Source organism: Marinococcus salis (genome assembly GCF_054971365.1).
The window spans coordinates 1-19,299 of the sequence record NZ_JBQOJB010000009.1 but is presented as its reverse complement, the minus strand read 5'-3'; the positions used below and the strand labels follow the sequence as shown (position 1 = coordinate 19,299).

Annotated in this window: 19 protein-coding genes; all 19 read left to right on the top strand. The window is 50.9% G+C overall.

The annotated features are described in order from the left end of the window. Positions 1-24: 24 nt before the first annotated feature. The 19 genes from ACTTK6_RS09530 to ACTTK6_RS09440 all read left to right on the top strand — a co-directional run bounded on the left by ACTTK6_RS09530 (position 25) and on the right by ACTTK6_RS09440 (position 19,136). Positions 25-1,218 carry a hypothetical protein gene (locus tag ACTTK6_RS09530; RefSeq protein ID WP_462833274.1) on the top strand — a complete coding sequence of 398 codons (1,194 nt, stop codon included), beginning with the start codon at positions 25-27 and terminating at the stop codon, positions 1,216-1,218. Positions 1,219-1,414: 196 nt separating this feature from the next. After that, positions 1,415-3,391 (top strand): excinuclease ABC subunit UvrB, encoded by a 1,977-nt coding sequence (gene uvrB, locus ACTTK6_RS09525; RefSeq protein ID WP_079475478.1) that lies wholly within the window; start codon positions 1,415-1,417, stop codon positions 3,389-3,391. 7 nt (positions 3,392-3,398) lie between these two features. Continuing rightward, complete coding sequence (uvrA, locus tag ACTTK6_RS09520; RefSeq protein ID WP_094908598.1) at positions 3,399-6,284, top strand: excinuclease ABC subunit UvrA; 2,886 nt, start codon at positions 3,399-3,401, stop codon at positions 6,282-6,284. Between the two features lie 105 nt (positions 6,285-6,389). Further along, positions 6,390-7,517: a DUF4097 family beta strand repeat-containing protein gene (locus ACTTK6_RS09515; RefSeq protein ID WP_462833273.1), complete on the top strand. Its 1,128-nt coding sequence runs from the start codon at positions 6,390-6,392 to the stop codon at positions 7,515-7,517. 21 nt (positions 7,518-7,538) lie between these two features. Then, entirely contained in the window at positions 7,539-7,745 is a 207-nt protein-coding gene (locus tag ACTTK6_RS09510; RefSeq protein WP_094908596.1) for a PspC domain-containing protein, read from the top strand. After that, on the top strand, positions 7,745-8,107 hold the full coding sequence (locus ACTTK6_RS09505; RefSeq protein WP_079475482.1) for a phage holin family protein: 363 nt from the start codon (positions 7,745-7,747) through the stop codon (positions 8,105-8,107). The genes ACTTK6_RS09510 and ACTTK6_RS09505 overlap by 1 nt, the downstream gene beginning before the upstream one ends. Positions 8,108-8,306: 199 nt before the next feature. Next, positions 8,307-9,242 carry an HPr(Ser) kinase/phosphatase gene (hprK, locus tag ACTTK6_RS09500; protein ID WP_079476989.1) on the top strand — a complete coding sequence of 312 codons (936 nt, stop codon included), beginning with the start codon at positions 8,307-8,309 and terminating at the stop codon, positions 9,240-9,242. Between the two features lie 36 nt (positions 9,243-9,278). After that, positions 9,279-10,109, top strand: a complete 831-nt coding sequence (lgt, locus tag ACTTK6_RS09495; protein WP_079475483.1) for a prolipoprotein diacylglyceryl transferase — start codon at positions 9,279-9,281, stop codon at positions 10,107-10,109. A gap of 25 nt (positions 10,110-10,134) precedes the next feature. Further along, a complete protein-coding gene (gene ppaX / locus ACTTK6_RS09490) occupies positions 10,135-10,791 on the top strand; it encodes a pyrophosphatase PpaX (RefSeq protein ID WP_462833272.1) in 657 nt (218 codons plus the stop codon). Continuing rightward, positions 10,788-11,267 (top strand): acyltransferase, encoded by a 480-nt coding sequence (locus ACTTK6_RS09485; protein ID WP_079475485.1) that lies wholly within the window; start codon positions 10,788-10,790, stop codon positions 11,265-11,267. Before ppaX ends, ACTTK6_RS09485 begins: the two co-directional genes overlap by 4 nt. 199 nt (positions 11,268-11,466) lie before the next feature. After that, positions 11,467-12,654, top strand: coding sequence for an ATP phosphoribosyltransferase regulatory subunit (locus ACTTK6_RS09480; protein WP_079475486.1), 1,188 nt, complete (start codon positions 11,467-11,469; stop codon positions 12,652-12,654). Beyond that, positions 12,647-13,288 carry an ATP phosphoribosyltransferase gene (hisG, locus tag ACTTK6_RS09475; RefSeq protein WP_079475487.1) on the top strand — a complete coding sequence of 214 codons (642 nt, stop codon included), beginning with the start codon at positions 12,647-12,649 and terminating at the stop codon, positions 13,286-13,288. Before ACTTK6_RS09480 ends, hisG begins: the two co-directional genes overlap by 8 nt. Beyond that, positions 13,288-14,559: a histidinol dehydrogenase gene (hisD, locus tag ACTTK6_RS09470; protein WP_094908626.1), complete on the top strand. Its 1,272-nt coding sequence runs from the start codon at positions 13,288-13,290 to the stop codon at positions 14,557-14,559. Before hisG ends, hisD begins: the two co-directional genes overlap by 1 nt. A 1-nt stretch (position 14,560) precedes the next feature. Further along, the gene (hisB, locus tag ACTTK6_RS09465; RefSeq protein WP_462833271.1) at positions 14,561-15,151 is read left to right on the top strand and encodes an imidazoleglycerol-phosphate dehydratase HisB; all 591 of its coding nucleotides are present in this window, start codon (positions 14,561-14,563) and stop codon (positions 15,149-15,151) included. Positions 15,152-15,169: 18 nt separating this feature from the next. Then, positions 15,170-15,814 carry an imidazole glycerol phosphate synthase subunit HisH gene (gene hisH / locus ACTTK6_RS09460; RefSeq protein WP_079475489.1) on the top strand — a complete coding sequence of 215 codons (645 nt, stop codon included), beginning with the start codon at positions 15,170-15,172 and terminating at the stop codon, positions 15,812-15,814. Beyond that, positions 15,807-16,538, top strand: a complete 732-nt coding sequence (gene hisA, locus ACTTK6_RS09455; RefSeq protein ID WP_462833270.1) for a 1-(5-phosphoribosyl)-5-[(5-phosphoribosylamino)methylideneamino]imidazole-4-carboxamide isomerase — start codon at positions 15,807-15,809, stop codon at positions 16,536-16,538. The genes hisH and hisA overlap by 8 nt, the downstream gene beginning before the upstream one ends. Beyond that, positions 16,538-17,296, top strand: coding sequence for an imidazole glycerol phosphate synthase subunit HisF (gene hisF / locus ACTTK6_RS09450; RefSeq protein ID WP_462833269.1), 759 nt, complete (start codon positions 16,538-16,540; stop codon positions 17,294-17,296). The genes hisA and hisF overlap by 1 nt, the downstream gene beginning before the upstream one ends. Beyond that, complete coding sequence (gene hisIE, locus ACTTK6_RS09445) at positions 17,293-17,922, top strand: bifunctional phosphoribosyl-AMP cyclohydrolase/phosphoribosyl-ATP diphosphatase HisIE (protein ID WP_462833268.1); 630 nt, start codon at positions 17,293-17,295, stop codon at positions 17,920-17,922. Before hisF ends, hisIE begins: the two co-directional genes overlap by 4 nt. A gap of 182 nt (positions 17,923-18,104) precedes the next feature. Beyond that, the gene (locus ACTTK6_RS09440; protein WP_079475493.1) at positions 18,105-19,136 is read left to right on the top strand and encodes a tetratricopeptide repeat protein; all 1,032 of its coding nucleotides are present in this window, start codon (positions 18,105-18,107) and stop codon (positions 19,134-19,136) included. Positions 19,137-19,299 lie beyond the last annotated feature (163 nt).

Sequence of the window (19,299 nt, the reverse complement as noted above, 5' to 3'; positions counted from 1 at the left end):
CCGAAGAAAAGGGGGAAATAGTGGATGCAGGGAATAATCGGTGAAATTGGTCCTGCGTTAGCGTGGTTTTTTCTGAACCCGCTGACTTACATAATGATAGCAGCTATGCTTATGACTGGTTATCTCCGGGTGAAAAGAGAGCGGAAAATGTTTCATGCAAAAATGTATCCAATGCTGATGGAATTGACGATGAGTGTTATTCCGGCGATAGTAATTGCTGCTTTTGTTTCTGTCATTACTATCATTACGGGCATTTCACTGCCTCTTGGAGCAGTCCTGCTTGCGATGGTGCTCAGTGCTCTTTTGGCAGTGTCAGGCCTGCACCGCTTACTGACAGCGCTGCACGTCTGGGGAGGGGCATTTTTGGCTGCCCTTGCTTTGGATGCTGCCGGGATAGCGGTACCTTTTTTCTCCGCTGGGCCATGGCTTGGAAACGGCTTTGATGCTTTTTCTCTGATGGTCTGGCTTGCAGTGCTCACGCTTGCCGAAGGCATTTTGGTTGTCTGGAACGGGGTGAAGTTTTTTTCTCCGCTTCGGACAGTAAGCCGCCGCGGCAAGCCGATCGGCGGCCAGGTCACGCACCGTCTCTGGATGCTCCCTGTATTTTTGTTTATCCCGGGAAGTGCTATAGAGGCGGGAGGCTGGTGGCCGCTGCTTCCTGGAGGTGCGGCTTTTTCCCTTCTTTTACTTCCGGCAGTAATCGGCATACGTATGAAAACCTTTGATCGTTTGGCGGCCGTGCAGGTGCGCTCTGCCGGCTGGTGGATTATAAGAATATCAGTCCTTACCGGTGCCGGGGCAGCACTTGCTTATTTTTACAGCGGATGGGCCGTTCCGGTAATGGTGGCCGTGCTGATTCTGCTGCGGGAATGGGTAACCATTGCTGCCGGCAGCTCAGCTAAAAGCAATTTTCTTTACACTCTCCGGGGCGACGGAATCTCAGTACTTGCTGTACTGCCGGAGTCTCCCGCAGACCGGATGCACATTAAAGCGGGAGAAGTCATTCGCCGGGTGAACAGCGAAAAAGTATATGATGAAGCAAGCCTGTACCGGGCTGTGCAAAAAAATTCCGCCTACTGCCGGCTGGATGTGGAGGATATTAACGGAGAACTCCGTCAGGCACAGGCGGCGCTTTACAGTAATCAGCATCACCAGCTGGGCATACTCATGATTAATAAAGAACAAACTGCGCCGGAAAACATGCATACGGCCCAGTAAAACAGAACCCCCTCCCGGGTTCTGTTTTTTTGCATAGGGACAGGGTAAGTGTCGTTTTCTTTGCAATTGCCGGGGAGTGGAGTACAATAATAACAGCGAATATACGTTCGTTTTTATGTTGTTTCTTTCCAATCTTCATGTGGTATATAGTAAATAGACATATGACCGGAACGCAGACAGGAAGTGAGGGACTACTATGAACGAAACATTTGAACTGGCGAGTAGATACAATCCGGAGGGCGACCAGCCGCAGGCGATTGAAAAGCTGGTTCAAGGACTGAAGGACGGCAAAAGATACCAGACACTGCTTGGCGCGACCGGAACCGGTAAAACGTTTACCGTTTCCAATGTGTTAACAGAAGTGAACCGGCCCACGCTTGTTATGGCTCACAATAAAACACTCGCCGGGCAGTTATACAATGAATTTAAAGAAATGTTTCCAAATAACGCCGTGGAGTACTTTGTAAGCTATTATGACTATTATCAGCCGGAGGCCTATGTGCCGCAGACAGACCAGTTTATTGAAAAAGACGCGAGTATTAACGATGAAATCGACAAGCTAAGGCACTCGGCGACGAGCGCCTTATTTGAGCGCGAAGACGTTATTATCGTCGCCAGTGTATCCTGTATTTACGGGCTTGGTTCCCCGGAAGAGTACCGGGATCTCGTGCTTTCGCTTCGGACCGGCATGGAGATCGAACGGGACCAGATTCTCCGGAAACTCGTGGACATTCAATACGAGCGTAATGACATTAATTTTGTGCGCGGGACATTTCGCGTGCGCGGGGATGTCGTTGAAATTTTTCCGGCTTCAAGAGATGAACATTGCATTCGTGTTGAAATGTTCGGTGATGAAATTGACCGGATCACCGAAGTGGACGCCCTGACTGGTGAGGTTATTGGTGAACGCTCGCATACTGCAATCTTCCCGGCTTCCCACTTTGTGACCCGGGAAGAAAAAATGGAGCGTGCCATTAAAAATATTCAGCAGGAACTTCAGGAGCAGCTTGAAAAGTTTCGGGCGAACGGCCGGGAGCTTGAAGCCCAGCGGCTTGAACAGCGGACCAATTACGACCTTGAAATGATGCAGGAGATGGGCTTTTGCTCCGGCATTGAAAACTATTCGAGGCATTTGACTTTCCGGAACCCCGGGGATGCGCCTTATACATTGATTGACTATTTTCCGGATGACTTTTTGCTGGTGGTGGATGAGTCCCACGTAACGCTTCCACAGGTGCGCGGCATGTACAACGGGGACCAGGCGAGGAAGCAGGTGCTCGTGGACCACGGGTTCCGTCTTCCGTCCGCGATGGACAACCGTCCGCTGAAATTTGATGAATTTGAAGAGCGGATTAATCAGGCAATGTTCATTTCTGCGACACCGGGGCCGTATGAGCTTGAACATGCACCGGAAGTCATTGAGCAGATCATCCGCCCGACCGGCCTGCTTGACCCTACGGTGGAAGTGAAGCCGATTGAAGGCCAGATCGATGATTTAATCGGCGAAATTCATGAGCGCCGGGAACGGAATGAGCGGGTGCTTGTGACGACGCTCACGAAAAAAATGGCCGAAGACCTGACCAACTATTTAAAAGAACTCGGCATCCGGGTGAAGTACTTGCACTCGGACATTAAAACACTTGAACGGATCGACATCATCCGCCAGCTCCGCCTCGGCCAGTTTGATGTTCTGGTCGGCATTAACCTGCTCCGGGAAGGGCTGGACATCCCGGAAGTGTCACTGATTGGTATTCTGGATGCAGACAAAGAAGGCTTTCTGCGTGCGGAACGCTCCCTTATTCAGACAATGGGCCGCGCCGCCCGGAACGACCGCGGGCATGTTATTATGTACGCAGACAAAATCACCCGTTCGATGGACGTGGCGATTAGTGAAACAAACCGGCGCCGTGAGATCCAAATAGCGCACAACGAAAAATATGGCATTACGCCGAAAACAATCCAAAAAGAAATCCCTGCCCTGATTCAGGCTACGGTCAGTTCAGAGGATTCCTCGGATATTGATAAACCAGCTCTCGATAAAATGAGCAAGAGCGAGCGGAAGAAAGTCATTGACCAGATGGAAGACGAAATGAAACAGGCAGCGAAAGACCTGCAGTTTGAACGCGCAGCGGAACTGCGCGATATGGTATTAGAACTTAAAGCGGAAGGATGACCAACGAATGGCAGCAGATAATATTAAGATTCAGGGAGCAAGGTCCCATAATTTAAAAGATATTGACGTGACAATTCCACGGGACCAGCTGGTCGTCATGACCGGGTTATCCGGCTCCGGGAAATCTTCGCTTGCCTTCGATACGATTTATGCTGAAGGGCAGCGCCGTTACGTGGAATCATTGTCGGCTTACGCCCGCCAGTTCCTGGGTCAGATGGAAAAGCCCGATGTTGATTCCATTGAAGGGCTCTCCCCGGCCATATCGATTGACCAGAAAACTACAAGCAAGAACCCGCGTTCCACGGTCGGCACTGTGACGGAAATTTACGACTACCTGCGGCTGTTATTTGCTCGTGTCGGTACACCTTACTGCCCGTACCACCATGTGCCGATTACCTCCCAGACTATTTCACAGATGGTCGACCAGATGATGGCTTACGCTGAACGGACAAAAATGCAGATTCTCGCTCCGGTTATTGCTGGCCGGAAGGGAGAACACGTGAAAGTAATGGACCAGCTGAAGCAAAAAGGGCTGGTGCGTATTCGTGTGGACGGAGAAATGCGTGACGTTGGAGAAGAAATCAAGCTCGATAAAAATAAAAAGCATGATATTGAAGCAGTGGTAGACCGCGTTGTTATAAAGGACGGGGTCGAGTCCAGGCTCGCAGACTCCCTGGAAACCGCCCTTGAACTCGGAGAAGGGAAAGTACTTATCGATGTTGTTGGTGAAAAGGAAATGCGGTTTAATCAGCACCATTCCTGCCCGGAATGTGGCTTTTCCATTGGGGAGCTCGAACCAAGAATGTTTTCCTTTAACAGTCCGTATGGCGCCTGCCCGACCTGTGATGGTCTTGGCAGTAAGCTTGAAGTGGACAGCGACCTAGTCGTTCCTGACCCCGATCGCACGCTCCGGGAACACGCTATCGCCGTATGGGAGCCAATCAGCTCCCAGTATTATCCGCAGCTGCTCCGCTCGGCATGTGACCATTTTAATATTGATATGGACACCCCGTTCAAGGATCTCTCGGCAGAGCATAAGAAAATACTGCTCGAGGGCAACGGCCAGCAGAAAATAACCTTCCGGCACAAAAATGAGCGCGGCCAGGTCCGTGAGCGCCAGATCTACTTTGAAGGCGTGCTGAACAACGTTTCCCGCCGCTATCGTGAGAGCGGGTCGGATTTCACCCGTGAACAGATGCAGCAGTATATGAGCAACAAGCAGTGCCCAACGTGTAAAGGCCACCGCCTGAGTCTTGAAGCGCGTTCTGTGCTGGTGGGAAATATTCACGTTGGGGAATTGACGGATCTGTCGATTCAACAGGCGTATACGTATATAGAAACTATCGAGTTAACAGAAAAAGAAATGGAAATTGCCCGCTTGATTCTCCGTGAAATCAATGAGCGCCTCGGCTTTCTCATTAATGTCGGTCTCGATTATTTAACCCTGAGCCGTTCCGCCGGCACCTTGTCAGGCGGTGAAGCGCAGCGTATCCGGCTGGCGACCCAGATCGGTTCGGCGCTGATGGGGGTTCTATATGTGCTTGATGAACCTTCAATCGGACTGCATCAGCGGGATAATAACCGGCTGATACAGACGCTGCAGAACATGCGCGACCTCGGGAACACGCTGATTGTTGTCGAGCACGATGAGGACACTATGCTTGCCGCTGACCATATCATTGATATCGGTCCCGGGGCCGGCCGCCACGGTGGTCAGATTATCGCAGAAGGAACGCCGGAAGAATTAAAGGAAAACGACGATTCCCTGACCGGCCAGTATCTGGCCGGGAAAAAATTCATTCCGCTCCCGACTGAACGCCGCAAGCCTTCCGACCGCTGGCTGAAAGTGAAGGGCGCGGTGGAAAACAACTTGAAGCGGACGAATGCGGATATTCCGCTCGGCCTGCTAAGTGCGATCACCGGGGTTTCCGGTTCCGGAAAAAGCACACTGATTAATGACATTTTATATAAAGTGCTTTCACAGAAGCTTCACCGCGGTAAGCAGAAGCCGGGCGCGCATAAAAGCGTGGAAGGCATCGATCAGCTTGAAAAAGTAATTGATATCGACCAGTCGCCAATTGGACGGACGCCTCGCTCAAACCCTGCAACCTATACAGGTGTGTTTGATAATATCCGTGAAGTGTTTGCTATGACCAACGAAGCGAAAATCCGCGGTTACCAGAAGGGACGCTTCAGCTTTAACGTCCGTGGAGGGCGCTGTGAAGCATGCAAAGGCGATGGTATCATTAAAATAGAAATGCATTTTCTCCCGGACATTTATGTTACGTGCGAAGAGTGCGGCGGTCAGCGCTACAACCGCGAAACGCTCGAAATTAAATACAAAGGTAAAAATATTGCTGATGTGCTCGAAATGACTGTCGAAGAGGCAGTCGGCTTCTTTGAAAACATTCCAAAAATCCGGCGGAAAATTCAAACGTTATATGACGTTGGTTTGGGGTATATAAAACTAGGACAGCAGGCAACGACACTTTCCGGCGGAGAAGCCCAGCGCGTAAAGCTTGCTTCCCAGCTGCACCGCCGTTCTACAGGCAAATCCCTTTATATCCTTGATGAACCGACGACCGGCCTGCATGTGGATGATATCGACCGGCTGCTCAAGGTACTCCAGCGGCTCGTAGACAACGGAGATACTGTTTTAATCATTGAACACAATCTCGATGTCATTAAAACAGTGGATCATATCATCGATCTTGGCCCGGAAGGCGGAGCAGGCGGCGGCAAAATTGTGGCTACAGGCACGCCGGAAAAAGTAGCGGAGTCAAAGGCCTCCTATACTGGTTATTATTTAAAGCCGGTGCTTGAAAGAGAAAGAGACCGTATGGCCAGGCAATGGGAAGCATCAGAAGAGGCGGCCCATACCCCTTCATCGTAGAAGAATTGACTGAAACGGATAATGTTGTTCTTCGTATGTAATAGGAAACAGCAAGCCAAAACGCTACGTGCCGGTTTTGATATATTACCGAAGGAGGAACACGAAATGGATGAAGAACGTCAGCGAATACTGAAAATGATGGAAGACGGCGTTATCTCGCTTGAGGAAGGAGAGCGTCTGCTCCGGGCTAAAGGGTCAGCCCCGTCACCGGAAGCTCAGGAAGGTGGCAAAGAAGACGGGAAAGGCGGCTCTTCTGAATCCCGGAGAAGCGGCACCTATCGGACAGACAAAAAAGCGGGCGGCAGCCAGAAACGAAAAAGCAAGGAAGATCCGTTCGCGATGCTTTCGGGGTTTTTCGACCATGCACTTGACCGCGTTAAACGGTTTGACCTCGATTTTAATTTTGGGCCATCTGTAGATTTTCAGCATACGTTTGAACATGATGAAAGTGAGATTCGTTCGCTCGACACGTTTATCCAAAATGGAAGCCTGATCTGCCAGAGGTGGGAAGGGAGCACCATTCGCGTTGCCTGCCAGGTGAAAGCTTATACAGAAGAAGACGAAGATTCAGCACGGCGCGAGTTCATCGAAGGCACTGACTTTGATTCCCGAAGCGGCAAGCTCCGCTTTGCTTCAAGATCCGGCAATTATAAAGTCCAGGCGGTTGTCTACATCCCGGAGAAATCACTGGACAAAATGGACGTCTCCACGTTTAACGGGGATATCCGAATCGATGGCGTTCAGGCAGATAATCTGTACGTGAAAGCAAGCAACGGTGCGATTACAGTACTGCACGCTTCTGCTGGTTATCTGGCAGTGGAAACAGCCAATGGCACGGTGGAGCTGAAGGAGGGGAGAATCGGCAGTGCGGACGTTAAAACGTGGAATGGCTCGATTCACTACGACGGATCGCTCACAGATATTGAAGCAGAGGCGTTGAACGGAGCGATTACGGCCCGGTACACGTCAGTAAGCGAGAGAAGCCGGGCGCTTCTTTCCACAACAACGGGCAGCATCAAAGTGGTTGCGCCGAGGGAGATCCGCACGGAGGGCGTCCTCCGGACAAACGTCGGCAATTACAAGTGCCTGCTCGATAATATCGAAGTGAAAGAAGAAAAAAGCGAGTTCATGCAGAAGTATTACCAGTTTGTCTCCAACTCGGAATCGGCTCCAACGCTGCGACTGGAAGCTTCGGCAAAGACAGGAACCATTACTGTGCAGGACCATGAATAAAAAACTGAAAGGGTGATCAGATTGGCAAAGAAAAAGTTGTACAAATCCCGTGACGACCGGAAATTGACAGGTGTATGCGGTGGATTGGCAGATTACCTCGGCTGGGATTCCTCTTTAATACGAATCATAAGCGTTGTGCTTGTTATTCTGCCCGTCACTTCCTGGGTGCTGCTGATTTATCTCGTGCTGGCTATACTTCTGCCAAATGAAGAGGATGCCGTTTCCTGATGGGTTGTTTAGTACCGTTTATTGTTAACACCATTGCGCTAATGGTAGTGGCCGGGTTTTTCCCCGGATTTTCCATAGACGGCTTTGGGGCGGCCATCGCAGCCGGACTGGTGTTGACGTTGATCAATCTTGTGATTCGGCCGCTTTTAATCTTTTTCACCCTGCCGCTTTCCGTGGTGACATTCGGTTTGTTTATTTTTGTCATCAATGCCCTGATGCTGATGCTTACGTCAGCAGTTATGGGAGAAGCCTTTAACATGTCCGGCTTTGGCATGGCTTTTCTTGCCGCTGTTGTGATCGCGGTTTTAAATATGCTGATGTATAACCTTTTTGTAAATCCGCTGAGCGGAAGAAAAACGTAATCTTATTCGTGCTGCAGGAAGAATAATGCACAAAAAAGGCCCGCTCACCGGCGGGTCTTTTTTGTGCAGCGGCAAAATTGAAATCCCCCGGCGCAGGTTCCATCTTCTTTTGAAAACGTGCTACAATAACAACGTACGAGAAGAGGAAACAAACATATTCATAATACAACGGACCGATTTTTTTGAGGGAGGCAGCACGATGGCAAAAGTGACGGCAACGGATTTACAGGAGCGTTTTCAATTAGAACTGCTCGCCGGAGGAGAAGGACTGTACCGGGCAATAACCACAAGCGATATCTCCCGCCCGGGGATTGAAATGGCCGGCTTTTTTACATATTACCCCGCCCGGCGGCTGCAGCTGCTTGGACGTACTGAGCTTTCTTTTTTTCAACAGCTTCAGGATGCAGAAAAGCAGGAGCGGATGGAAAAGCTGTGTACGTATGACACTCCCGGCATTGTAATCTCGCGGGGGCTCGTGGCTCCGCCGGAGCTGATTGAAAATGCGGAAAAAACCGGTGTTCCAATCATGCGATCGCATCTGGCAAGCACGCAGCTGATCAGCCAGCTGACGAACTATCTGGATACCAAACTGGCTAAATCTACGGCTATGCACGGGGTTCTGGTGGATATATATGGCATCGGCGTTTTGATTACTGGAGCAAGCGGTGTGGGGAAAAGCGAAACCGCCCTGGACATCGTGCGCCGGGGCCATCGCCTCGTAGCGGATGACTCTGTTGAAATCCGCCAGCAAAATGGCGATACTCTTGTCGGAACAGCACCAGAGCTGATCCAAAACCTGCTTGAAATTCGCGGTCTTGGCATTATCGATGTGATGACGCTGTTTGGCGCAGGCGCTGTACGACCGTACAAACGAATCTCGCTAACCATCCATCTCGAACTATGGGATGAACAAAAGGCCTACGACCGCCTTGGGCTCGATGAAGAAACGCTCCAGGTGCTCGATACGGAAATTCAAAAGCTCACTGTGCCAGTACGGCCAGGCCGGAACCTTGCTGTTATCATCGAAGTAGCAGCGATGAATTTTCGGCTGAAGCGGATGGGCGTAAACACAGCCCAGCAGTTTTCCGATCGTTTGAAACAAATGATCGATGACGGCGATAAAGAAGAATTTTAACGAATACACATCTAGCAGACAGGAGTGGCAGGGGATATGATTTATTCATCGATGCAGCCGATTGACCGGATTGCCTTTGAGGTTGGGTCTGTACCAATTTACTGGTACGGGATACTCATCGGCCTGGGCGCTCTGCTGGGATACATATTAGCTTCCTACGAGGCGAAAAAACGGGGGCTTCCAGAAGATATTTTTGCAGATCTGCTTATTTTTGCCATACCAATTTCAATTATCTGTGCCCGTTTGTATTACGTGATCTTCGAATGGGACTATTATGCCCAAAACCCGGGCAGTATTCTGGCGGTGTGGGAAGGCGGCCTTGCGATCCATGGCGGATTGATTGGTGCAGTGCTTACGGGTATCGTTTTTTCAAAAATCAAGCGCGTTTCTTTTTGGAAGCTTGCAGACATCGCTGCGCCGAGTATTATTTTAGGCCAGGCGATCGGCCGCTGGGGTAACTTTATTAACCAGGAAGCCCACGGCGGTGAAGTGAGCCGTTCGTTTTTAGAAGGGCTGCAGCTGCCTGAATTCATTATTAACCAAATGTACATTGAGGGTGCCTACTATAATCCGACGTTTCTATATGAATCACTTTGGAATATTGCCGGGTTTTTACTGCTTTTGGGGCTGCGCCGGGTTAATCTCCGACGCGGAGAATTGTTTTTAACGTATGTTATCTGGTATTCCTTCGGACGCTTTTTCATCGAAGGCATGCGTACCGACAGCTTAATGCTGTTCGATACGATCCGGGTGGCGCAGTTAATTTCGGTGCTTTTGATAGTAGCAGCCGTGAGCCTGATTTTATACCGCAGGCAGGCAGGCCTTGCCAAAGCAAGATACTTAAGTAAAGACGGGCCCGGCATATAAGGAAGAAAGCGAAAGGGGAAGCACCATGACCAGATGGAATACACTGCTGTTTGATTTAGATGGCACGCTGATTGATACCAATGATTTAATCATTTCTTCTTATGAGCATGTGCTGACGTATTATGCGCCGGACCAATATAGCAGAGATGACATCATCAGCTGGATCGGGGTGCCGCTGGCAGACAATTTTTCAAGCATCAGCAGCAATCCGAGCCAGGTGGAACAGATGATTGATACCTATCAATCCCACAACCTGGCGAACCACGAAACGCTCGTCCGCGAGTACGACGGAGTATACGATACCATCAAAACGCTCCATGAACGCGGCTTTTCTCTTGGTATTGTGACGACAAAGCGGAAGGAAGCGGCGGTCAAAGGAGCGGAGATGCTCGGGCTCCTTCCTTTCTTTTCGACGTTCGTTACGGTGGATGATGTCACAAATCCCAAGCCGCATCCAGAACCGCTGCAAATAGCCATGACACAGCTGAACGCCCGTCCGGAGGAAACTATCATGGTCGGTGACAGCCAGTTTGATATTCTGGCCGGGAAAAATGCGGGGGTACGTACAGCGGGAGTAGCATGGACCATCAAAGGCGCATCATTTCTAAAAAATTATGAGCCGGACTGGATGCTCGCCAAAATGAGTGACCTGCTTGATATTGTCGGTGAAACAGAAAAATGAGAAAAACAGACCGTTATTTCCCGGGCAATAACACGAATGCTCTATGGCAGATGTACCGGACAGTGCCGTTTTTGAAGGCGTTCAAAAACACGGCCATTATCGAAGTTTCCCGGGCGGTTCCGTTTGTGTCTGTGAAGCGGTGGATGTACCGGCAGCTGCTCGGGATGCAAATAGGTGAAAAAACAGCGCTTGCCTATAAGGTGATGCCCGATCTAATGTTTCCCGAGAAAATCCATATTGGCAGCAACTCCATTATTGGCTATCAGTCGACGATCTTAACACACGAGCATTTAATTGATGAATACCGGCTCGGTGACGTCGTGATCGGAAATGAAGTTATGATCGGCGCCAATGTGACCATCCTCCCCGGAGTGACTATCGGAGACCGGGCTGTCGTGGCAGCAGGAACCGTCGTGCACAAAGACGTGCCCGCGCGGGCTTTTGCCGGAGGCAGTCCGATGCGGATAAGAACATAGGCTTCAAGCCGGCTTTCATAAGAGCCGGCTTTTCTCTTTTCTTGTGAGCGAAAAAGCTGATAGAACAGCTGATATTGTTATAATGAAAGCAGAAATGGAAAATTGACGGTGTAAAAAAAGATGTGTAAACTATGATTATTCTTTATTTTGTTAGTACATTAGCGAACTAAAGCACCGTGAAAAGAAAAGGAGAGAGAGTATGAGTAAGCTTTTTATGTTTGAAAAGCCGCTCGGCATGCGGGATGCGCTTCCGGGGTATTTTCAGACAAAACGGAACGTACAGCGGGTCATTAACGACGAATGGGAAAGCTGGGGGTATCTGCCTGTCGAAACGCCGACCCTGGAATATTATGATACGGTCGGGAGCGCCTCGGCGATTCTTGACCATCAGCTCTTTAAACTGCTTGACCAGCAGGGGCGGACGCTGGTGCTTCGCCCGGACATGACGGCCCCGATTGCCCGGGTCACAGCCTCGGGACTGCAGAACCAGCATTTTCCTATCCGTTTGGCTTATCATACTAACGTCTTTCGCGCGCAGCAGCTCGAGGCCGGGCGCCCGGCAGAATTTGAACAGCTTGGGGTGGAGTTGATTGGAGATGGGACTTCGAGCGCGAACGGTGAAGTCGTTTCTCTTATGATTGAAGCTTTGCGAAAAACCGGCCTGACCACGTTTCAAATTACGGTCGGGCATGTCGGCTACGTGAATGCGTTGCTTGAAGAAGTGCTCGGTAACGATGAGCGGGCCGATGACCTTCGCCGGTTTTTATACGAAAAAAACTATGTCGGCTACCGCCAGCATGTAGAAAATCTTCCGCTTTCCTCGTTGGATAAGAAAAAGCTGAACAGCCTGCTGCGCCTGCGAGGCGACTGGCGGACGCTGGATGAGGCCGTGAACCTGGTCCAGACTCCGGCAGCAAGGGAAGCAGTCGAGGAGCTGCAGGAGATGAAAGCGGTGCTTGAGCACTACGAGCTGTCCGATTACATTAAGCTCGATTTTAACTTATTTATGCATATGAGCTACTATACCGGCATTGTATTTGAAAGCTACGGCAACAATCTGGGTGTGCCGCTCGGGAGCGGCGGCCGCTATGATGAACTGCTGCAGCAGTTTAATCGTCCGGCCCAGGCTGTCGGATTCGGTCTCCGGCTTGATTTGCTTGTTGAGGCACTTGGCCTGACTGGGGCGGTGCCGTCGCAGACGTGTATTTTGTTCAGCCCGGAGCGCCGCCCGGAAGCGGTGGATCATGCGCGTAAGCTCCGCGAAACCGGAAAACGGGTCGTGCTCCAGGATATCCGAGGCGTAGAGGACGTGGATCAGCTGAGTGATTCCTACGAAGATGTCATATCCATGATCGGAAAAAAGAAGGAGGGAGCGGCGCATGAATGAATGGCTGACAATCGCGATGCCCAAAGGACGGATTTTCGAAGAAGCGGTACAGCTTCTCCGCAAAGCCGAATTCCCTATTCCGCCGGAATTTGAAGAGTCCAGAAAGCTCATCGTTGATGCTCCGGAGGCAAATATGCGCTTTATCCTGGCGAAGCCAATGGATGTGCCCACCTACGTGGAACACGGGGTGGCAGACATTGGGGTGGCCGGTAAAGATACGATGATCGAAGAAGAGCGCGACGTATATGAAGTGCTGGATCTCCATATCAGTGCCTGCTACCTGGCAGTAGCAGGACTGCCGGAGTACGAGAAGACGGATGTAAATCCAAAGGTAGCTTCAAAATACCCAAATCTGGCGACGCAGTATTTTAAGCAGCAGGGCGAACAGGTGGAAATTATTAAATTAAACGGCTCTATTGAACTGGCCCCGCTTGTCGGCCTGGCAGACCGTATTGTAGACATTGTTTCCACCGGGCAGACGCTGAAAGAAAATGGTTTAATAGAACTTGAAACGATTGTGCCGATTACGTCCCGGCTGATCGTCAATCCGGTAAGCTATCGTTTAAAGGATACCGTCATTGATGATCTGGTGGAGCGTGTTGCCCAGGTGATAGGAGTGGAAGAACAAGTATGATGAATGTGACCCCTTTGGATAAATCAGTAACACTCGAGCGCACCATTGAGGGGGGCACTGAAAAGCAGCGGGAATCAGTGGCCTCGATTATTGAAAAAGTGCGGGAAAACGGAGATAAAGGCCTCATGGAACTCACCGAGATATTTGACCGCGTTACGCTCGATGAGCTGTTTGTCCAGCAGGAAGAAATAGATGAAGCATACAACCAGGTGAATGATACAGAGCTTGAAGCGATCCGCAAAGCGATTGAAAACATAAAGGATTTTCATCAGCGTCAGCTCCGGCAGTCCTGGATGGTAACCAAAGAAGATGGGACGATGCTCGGCCAGCGGATTATCCCATTCGACCGTGTCGGTATTTATGTGCCGGGAGGAAAAGCAGCATATCCCTCCACCATTATGATGGACGCCATTCCGGCGATCGCTGCAGGCGTAAAAAGCATTACGATGTGCTCGCCTCCCGGTGAGGACCAGCGTCTTCATCCAATGGTGCTCGTCACTGCCAGCGAGTTGGGGATTGAACGTATCGTGAAGGTCGGCGGTGCCCAGGCGGTAGCCGCGCTTGCCTACGGAACAGAAAGCGTGCAGAAGGTGGATAAAATCGTTGGCCCCGGCAATATCTATGTAGCGCTGGCTAAGCGGGAAGTGTTCGGCCAGGTGGCGATTGACAGCATCGCCGGGCCGAGCGAAATCGTCGTGCTTGCTGATGAAACAGCCCGTGCCGATTATATTGCAGCCGACATGCTTTCCCAAGCGGAGCATGATGAGCTCGCCTCGGCTGTTCTTGTTACCACCTCGGAGGAGCTCGGCAGGAAAGTGGCGCAAGAGCTTGAGCGTCAGCTCGAAGATCTTCCGCGTAAAAAGATCGCTGAAGAATCTCTCGATAAACACGGAGCCATTTATGTAACGGAAACGATAGCTGAAGCAGTGGACGCTGTGAACCGGCTTGCACCGGAGCACCTGGAAATCATGACGGCCCGGCCCGAGAACCTGCTCGGCTCCATCCGCCACGCTGGAGCTGTCTTTTTAGGGCCGTATAGTGCCGAGGCGGTCGGGGATTATTTTGCCGGTCCGAACCACGTGCTTCCGACAAGCGGAACAGCACGGTTCTCGAGTCCGCTTGGTGTCGACGATTTTGTGAAGCGTTCAAGCGTGATTTCCTACAGTAAAGAAGCACTCGAGGATAACGGCGAATACATCTCTGCGATCGCCCGGATTGAGGGCCTTGAAGCACACGCACGCGCAGTGGATATCCGGAAGGGGGAAAAGTAATATGGCAGCACGCAGAGGAAGCGTCGAACGCACGACGGGAGAAACATCTATCCGGCTGCAGTTTGGCATCGATGGCGAAGGGGACGGGGTCATACAGACGAACGTGCCGTTTATGAGCCATATGCTCGATCTGTTTAAAAAGCATGGCCATTTCTCCCTTGACGTGCAGGCTGAAGGCGATGTAGAAGTGGACGATCACCATACGACAGAAGATATCGGTATTTGCCTCGGAGAAGCCTTCATGCAGGCGCTTGGAGATAAAAAAGGTATCCGCCGCTACGGCCAGGCGAAAATTCCAATGGATGACGCCCTTGCGGAAGTTGTCGTGGATTTAAGCAACCGGCCGCATCTTGAATACCGGGCAGATCTTCCCGCGGCTAAGGTAGGGACGTTTGACACCGAGCTCGTACATGAATTTTTATGGAAGTTTGCGGTGGAGTCCCGGATGAATCTGCATATAATTGTTCATTACGGGCACAACACTCATCATATTATCGAAGCGATCTTTAAAGCGATGGCACGTGCCCTTGATGAAGCGACACAGCTTGATCCAAGAGTGAAGGGCGTTCCTTCCACTAAAGGAATGCTATAAAAAAGGAGTGGAACACGCGTGATAGGAATAATCGATTACGGCATGGGCAACCTGTACAGCGTGAAAAAAGCCCTGGAGCGACTCACCATCCCTTATTTTGTGTCCGAGGATACAGAGGAGCTTGCGGAAGCAGACGGGTTAATTCTTCCCGGCGTTGGAGCTTTTCGGGATGCCATGAATTTAATCCGGGAAAACGGCCAGTTTGAATTTATTGAACACTGGGCGGCTGACGGCAAACCGCTGCTTGGCATCTGCCTCGGCATGCAGCTGCTGTTTGAAGGCAGCGAAGAACATGGGGACACAGAAGGGTTCGGCTTTCTGCCGGGTTATGCCCGCAGGTTCTCCGGAAAAGACAGCCAGGGGCGAAAACTGAAAGTGCCACACATGGGATGGAATTCGCTCACGTTTCATCAGCCGGATCACCCGCTGCTGAAAAATGTGGAAGAGGGCCATGCTTATTTTGTGCATTCCTACGTGATTGAAACCGCCGACCCGGACGTGCTGCTTGCCACCAGCGATTACGGCGAGGTAGTGCCGGCGGTGGTCGGCCGCGGCGAAATTATGGGTACGCAGTTTCACCCTGAAAAAAGTAGTACAGTCGGTATTGGAATGCTTGAAAACTTCGGCGCGATCGTCCGCGAAAGGAGCGGAGCTCATGAGTGATTTTATTGTATACCCGGCAATTGACATCCGTAACGGCAACTGCGTACGCCTTTTTCAGGGCGATTACAGCCAGGAAACCGTTTATGGAAATTCGCCATTTGAGATGGCAGCTTCGTTTGCGAAGGCGGGCGCGGAGTGGATTCATATGGTCGATCTTGACGGGGCGAAAGAAAAGCGGCGCATCAATCATGCTGACGTCGTTCGCGCCGCTCAGGAACTTGACGTCCGCATTCAAGTCGGAGGCGGCATCCGAACGGCAGAGGACGTGGACTATTACTTAGCAAGTGGAGTGGACCGGGTAATACTGGGCAGTGTCGCCCTTCAGTATCCGGATTTTGCCCGTAAAATGCTTGAGAACCATGGCAGCCGGATTGCGATCGGTCTCGACGCCAGAGACGGGTATGTTGCTGTCAACGGTTGGCTCGACACCTCTGAGGTTACGGCTGTGGAACTGGGACGGGAAATGGCTGCCCACGGAGCAGAAACGTTTATATTTACCGATATTTCAACCGACGGCACGATGTCCGGACCGAACGTGGAGGCGACGAAACAACTCGCAGAGGCGACCGGCGTGAACGTTATCGCTTCGGGGGGGATCGGCACAATGGAAGACGTACGAAACCTCGCGGACAAGCGGGATAAAGGGATCGCCGGTGTTATTGTCGGAAAAGCGATATACACCGGCAAAGTAGATGTGGCAGAAGCCGTGAAGGAGGTACAGTAATGCTCACGAAACGGATCATTCCATGTCTGGATGTGAAAGAAGGAAGGGTAGTGAAGGGCACGCAGTTTGTAGAACTGCGGGATGCCGGTGACCCAGTGGAGCTCGCGGGGTTTTATGATGAGCAGTGGGCGGACGAGCTGGTGTTTCTCGATATCTCAGCCTCACATGAAGGCCGGAAAACAATGATAGATGTCGTGGAGCAGGTGGCTGCAACCATTGCCATTCCTTTCACGGTCGGCGGTGGTATCAGCTCGGTCGATGACATGCGCAATATGCTCCGCGCAGGCGCAGATAAGGTTTCGCTCAACACGGCTGCGGTGAAAAACCCTGAACTGATTACTCAGGGAGCCACCTATTTCGGCTCGCAATGCATCGTCGTAGCGGTTGATGCGAAGTACGATGAGTCGATTGGCTCTTGGAGAATCTACACGCATGGCGGCCGCACGCCGACAGATTGGGAAGTGACCGACTGGGTTAGAGAAGTCACCGCCCGGGGTGCAGGGGAGATTCTTCTGACAAGCATGGACCAGGACGGAGCCAAAACCGGCTTTGACGAAGCTTTGACGCGAACGGTCAGCGAAACGGTGGATGTGCCTGTTATTGCTTCGGGCGGAGCCGGGGCCAAGGAGCACTTTGTAGATGTGTTTGCAAAATCAGGGGCAGACGCGGCGCTTGCTGCTTCGATCTTTCACTACAAAGAGACATCGATTGAAGAAGTGAAAGCCTTTATCCGGGAGAGAGGAGTCTTAGTACGATGAATGTCGACGAATTAACATTTGATGAAGCAGGCCTGATTCCGGCCGTAGTCCAGGACGCTATTAGTAAAGAGGTTCTGACGCTTGCCTATATGAACAAAGAATCGCTGCAGAAAACAATCGATACAAAGGAAACCTGGTTTTACAGCCGGTCCCGCCAGGAACTTTGGCATAAAGGGGAAACATCCGGAAATAAGCAGCAGGTATCAGACATCCGGTATGACTGTGACAGCGATGCCTTAAACGTGCTTGTCGAGCCAGCAGGCCCTGCCTGCCATAAGGGAAATTACAGCTGTTTTTCCCGTTCGCTGCTGTCGGAAGAAAAGCAGTCAGCCGATGGCCGGCGGTTTGCAATTATTAATGAACTTGAACAGGTGATTGCCACCCGCGAAGCTGAAATGCCGGAGGGCGCCTACACGACGTACTTGTTTACCGAAGGCGTGGATAAAATTTTGAAAAAAGTCGGTGAGGAAGCCGGTGAAGTAATCATTGCTTCCAAAAACCGGGATCACAAAGAACTCAGCTGGGAAACCGCTGATCTTCTGTACCACCTGCTGGTACTGCTGAGGGAACAGAAGCTCCCGCTTGACGATGTGCTGCAGGTGCTTGAAGAAAGACATCGTTCATAAAAAGACTATTATCAAAAATGACCGTCCTTTTCGGGCGGTTTTTTCTATAGGCTTCTTCTGGCTATTATAGTGATGGGTGAGCTGCTAAGAGTTTTCATGAAGCAGGGGGCGTGTTATAATGTCACAATTGATAAGGAACGTGAAAGAATCAGGGAAAACAAATGAAGGAAGGATGAAAGGAATTGGGCTCAAAACAAAAAAACGAAGACGCAATTATTCCTTTCTTGCAGTCAGGTGAATACTTCTTTCAGCGGGGCGTGGTGGCTTATCAGAAAAATCACCTGAAGCGTGCCGTTCTCTTTCTGGAAAGAGCTGTAGAGCTCGAGCCTTCCAAAGGATTGTTTCAATGCCAGCTTGCTGCAATATACACAGATATGGAACGATTTGAGCGCTCCAATGATATCCTGGACCGGGTACTTAAAGACATCGAGCCGGAGCGCTCTGAATGCTATTTCTTTCTGGCCAATAATTACGCCTTCCAGGGTAATTTTGAAAAAGCAGCAGAAACAGCCGGGTATTATATGAAAATCGCGCCGGAAGGAGACTTTGCAGAAGAAACGAAGGAACTGCTCGAAATGATTAAAGAAAACGAGCCCGGGCTCCTGGAGCATCCAGGCGATATGACTATTTATGAACGGGCAGTAGAACAAGCGGCTAAAGGCCGGGTGCAGGAAGCCCAGGAGCTGTTTGAAGAGCTTTTGGAACAGGAGCCCGATTACTGGGCAGCGTACCACCAGCTGGCAAAACTTCATCAGCACCGTGGAGACACACGGCAGGCAGTGCAGCTTTTAGAAAAAGTTCATCAGGAAGGTGCTTACGTGCCGGCAAGCTGCCAACTCGCTGCGTTGTATGAAAGCCTGGAGGATCATGATCGTGTAAAAGAAATAATGAAGGTGCTGACAGCAATTCTTCCGCTCGACCGGGAATCCCTGCACTGGATCAGCGCCGTTTGTGCCTATCTCGGGTATTATGAAGACGCCTGTCGTTATGCCCGGCTTTATCATAAGCGATTTGTGATCGAACGCGGATCGGTTGCGTTTTATCACGGGGCGGCGTTATATTTGCTCGGAGAAACGGGCCAGGCGGCAAAATGGTGGAAGCAGAGCCGCCAGCTTGATCACCCGGAAGTGAAAGAGCTCTACCGGGAATATGAACAGAATACACTGACCGAGCAGCGGGTAAGGGAATTAGTACAGGATGATTTCCAGCAGTAAGCAGACTACTGGACGCTGAAAACCGGCTGCCATACAATAAATACAGATGCCATAAGACAGTGATATTTAAAATAAGGGGAGTGGCCTTTATGACGGAAGAACGAATTTATGATGTGATTATCGCGGGTGCCGGCCCGGCCGGCATGACGGCGGCCGTGTACGC

Bases quoted from the DNA above. Each gene is read 5' to 3' on its own strand.
- ACTTK6_RS09530 (WP_462833274.1), top strand. From the start codon at position 25: ATGCAGGGAATAATCGGTGAAATTGGTCCTGCGTTAGCGTGGTTTTTT.
- uvrB (WP_079475478.1), top strand. From the start codon at position 1,415: ATGAACGAAACATTTGAACTGGCGAGTAGATACAATCCGGAGGGCGAC.
- uvrA (WP_094908598.1), top strand. From the start codon at position 3,399: ATGGCAGCAGATAATATTAAGATTCAGGGAGCAAGGTCCCATAATTTA.
- ACTTK6_RS09515 (WP_462833273.1), top strand. From the start codon at position 6,390: ATGGATGAAGAACGTCAGCGAATACTGAAAATGATGGAAGACGGCGTT.
- ACTTK6_RS09505 (WP_079475482.1), top strand. From the start codon at position 7,745: ATGGGTTGTTTAGTACCGTTTATTGTTAACACCATTGCGCTAATGGTA.
- hprK (WP_079476989.1), top strand. From the start codon at position 8,307: ATGGCAAAAGTGACGGCAACGGATTTACAGGAGCGTTTTCAATTAGAA.
- lgt (WP_079475483.1), top strand. From the start codon at position 9,279: ATGATTTATTCATCGATGCAGCCGATTGACCGGATTGCCTTTGAGGTT.
- ppaX (WP_462833272.1), top strand. From the start codon at position 10,135: ATGACCAGATGGAATACACTGCTGTTTGATTTAGATGGCACGCTGATT.
- ACTTK6_RS09485 (WP_079475485.1), top strand. From the start codon at position 10,788: ATGAGAAAAACAGACCGTTATTTCCCGGGCAATAACACGAATGCTCTA.
- ACTTK6_RS09480 (WP_079475486.1), top strand. From the start codon at position 11,467: ATGAGTAAGCTTTTTATGTTTGAAAAGCCGCTCGGCATGCGGGATGCG.
- hisG (WP_079475487.1), top strand. From the start codon at position 12,647: ATGAATGAATGGCTGACAATCGCGATGCCCAAAGGACGGATTTTCGAA.
- hisD (WP_094908626.1), top strand. From the start codon at position 13,288: ATGAATGTGACCCCTTTGGATAAATCAGTAACACTCGAGCGCACCATT.
- hisB (WP_462833271.1), top strand. From the start codon at position 14,561: ATGGCAGCACGCAGAGGAAGCGTCGAACGCACGACGGGAGAAACATCT.
- hisA (WP_462833270.1), top strand. From the start codon at position 15,807: ATGAGTGATTTTATTGTATACCCGGCAATTGACATCCGTAACGGCAAC.
- hisF (WP_462833269.1), top strand. From the start codon at position 16,538: ATGCTCACGAAACGGATCATTCCATGTCTGGATGTGAAAGAAGGAAGG.
- hisIE (WP_462833268.1), top strand. From the start codon at position 17,293: ATGAATGTCGACGAATTAACATTTGATGAAGCAGGCCTGATTCCGGCC.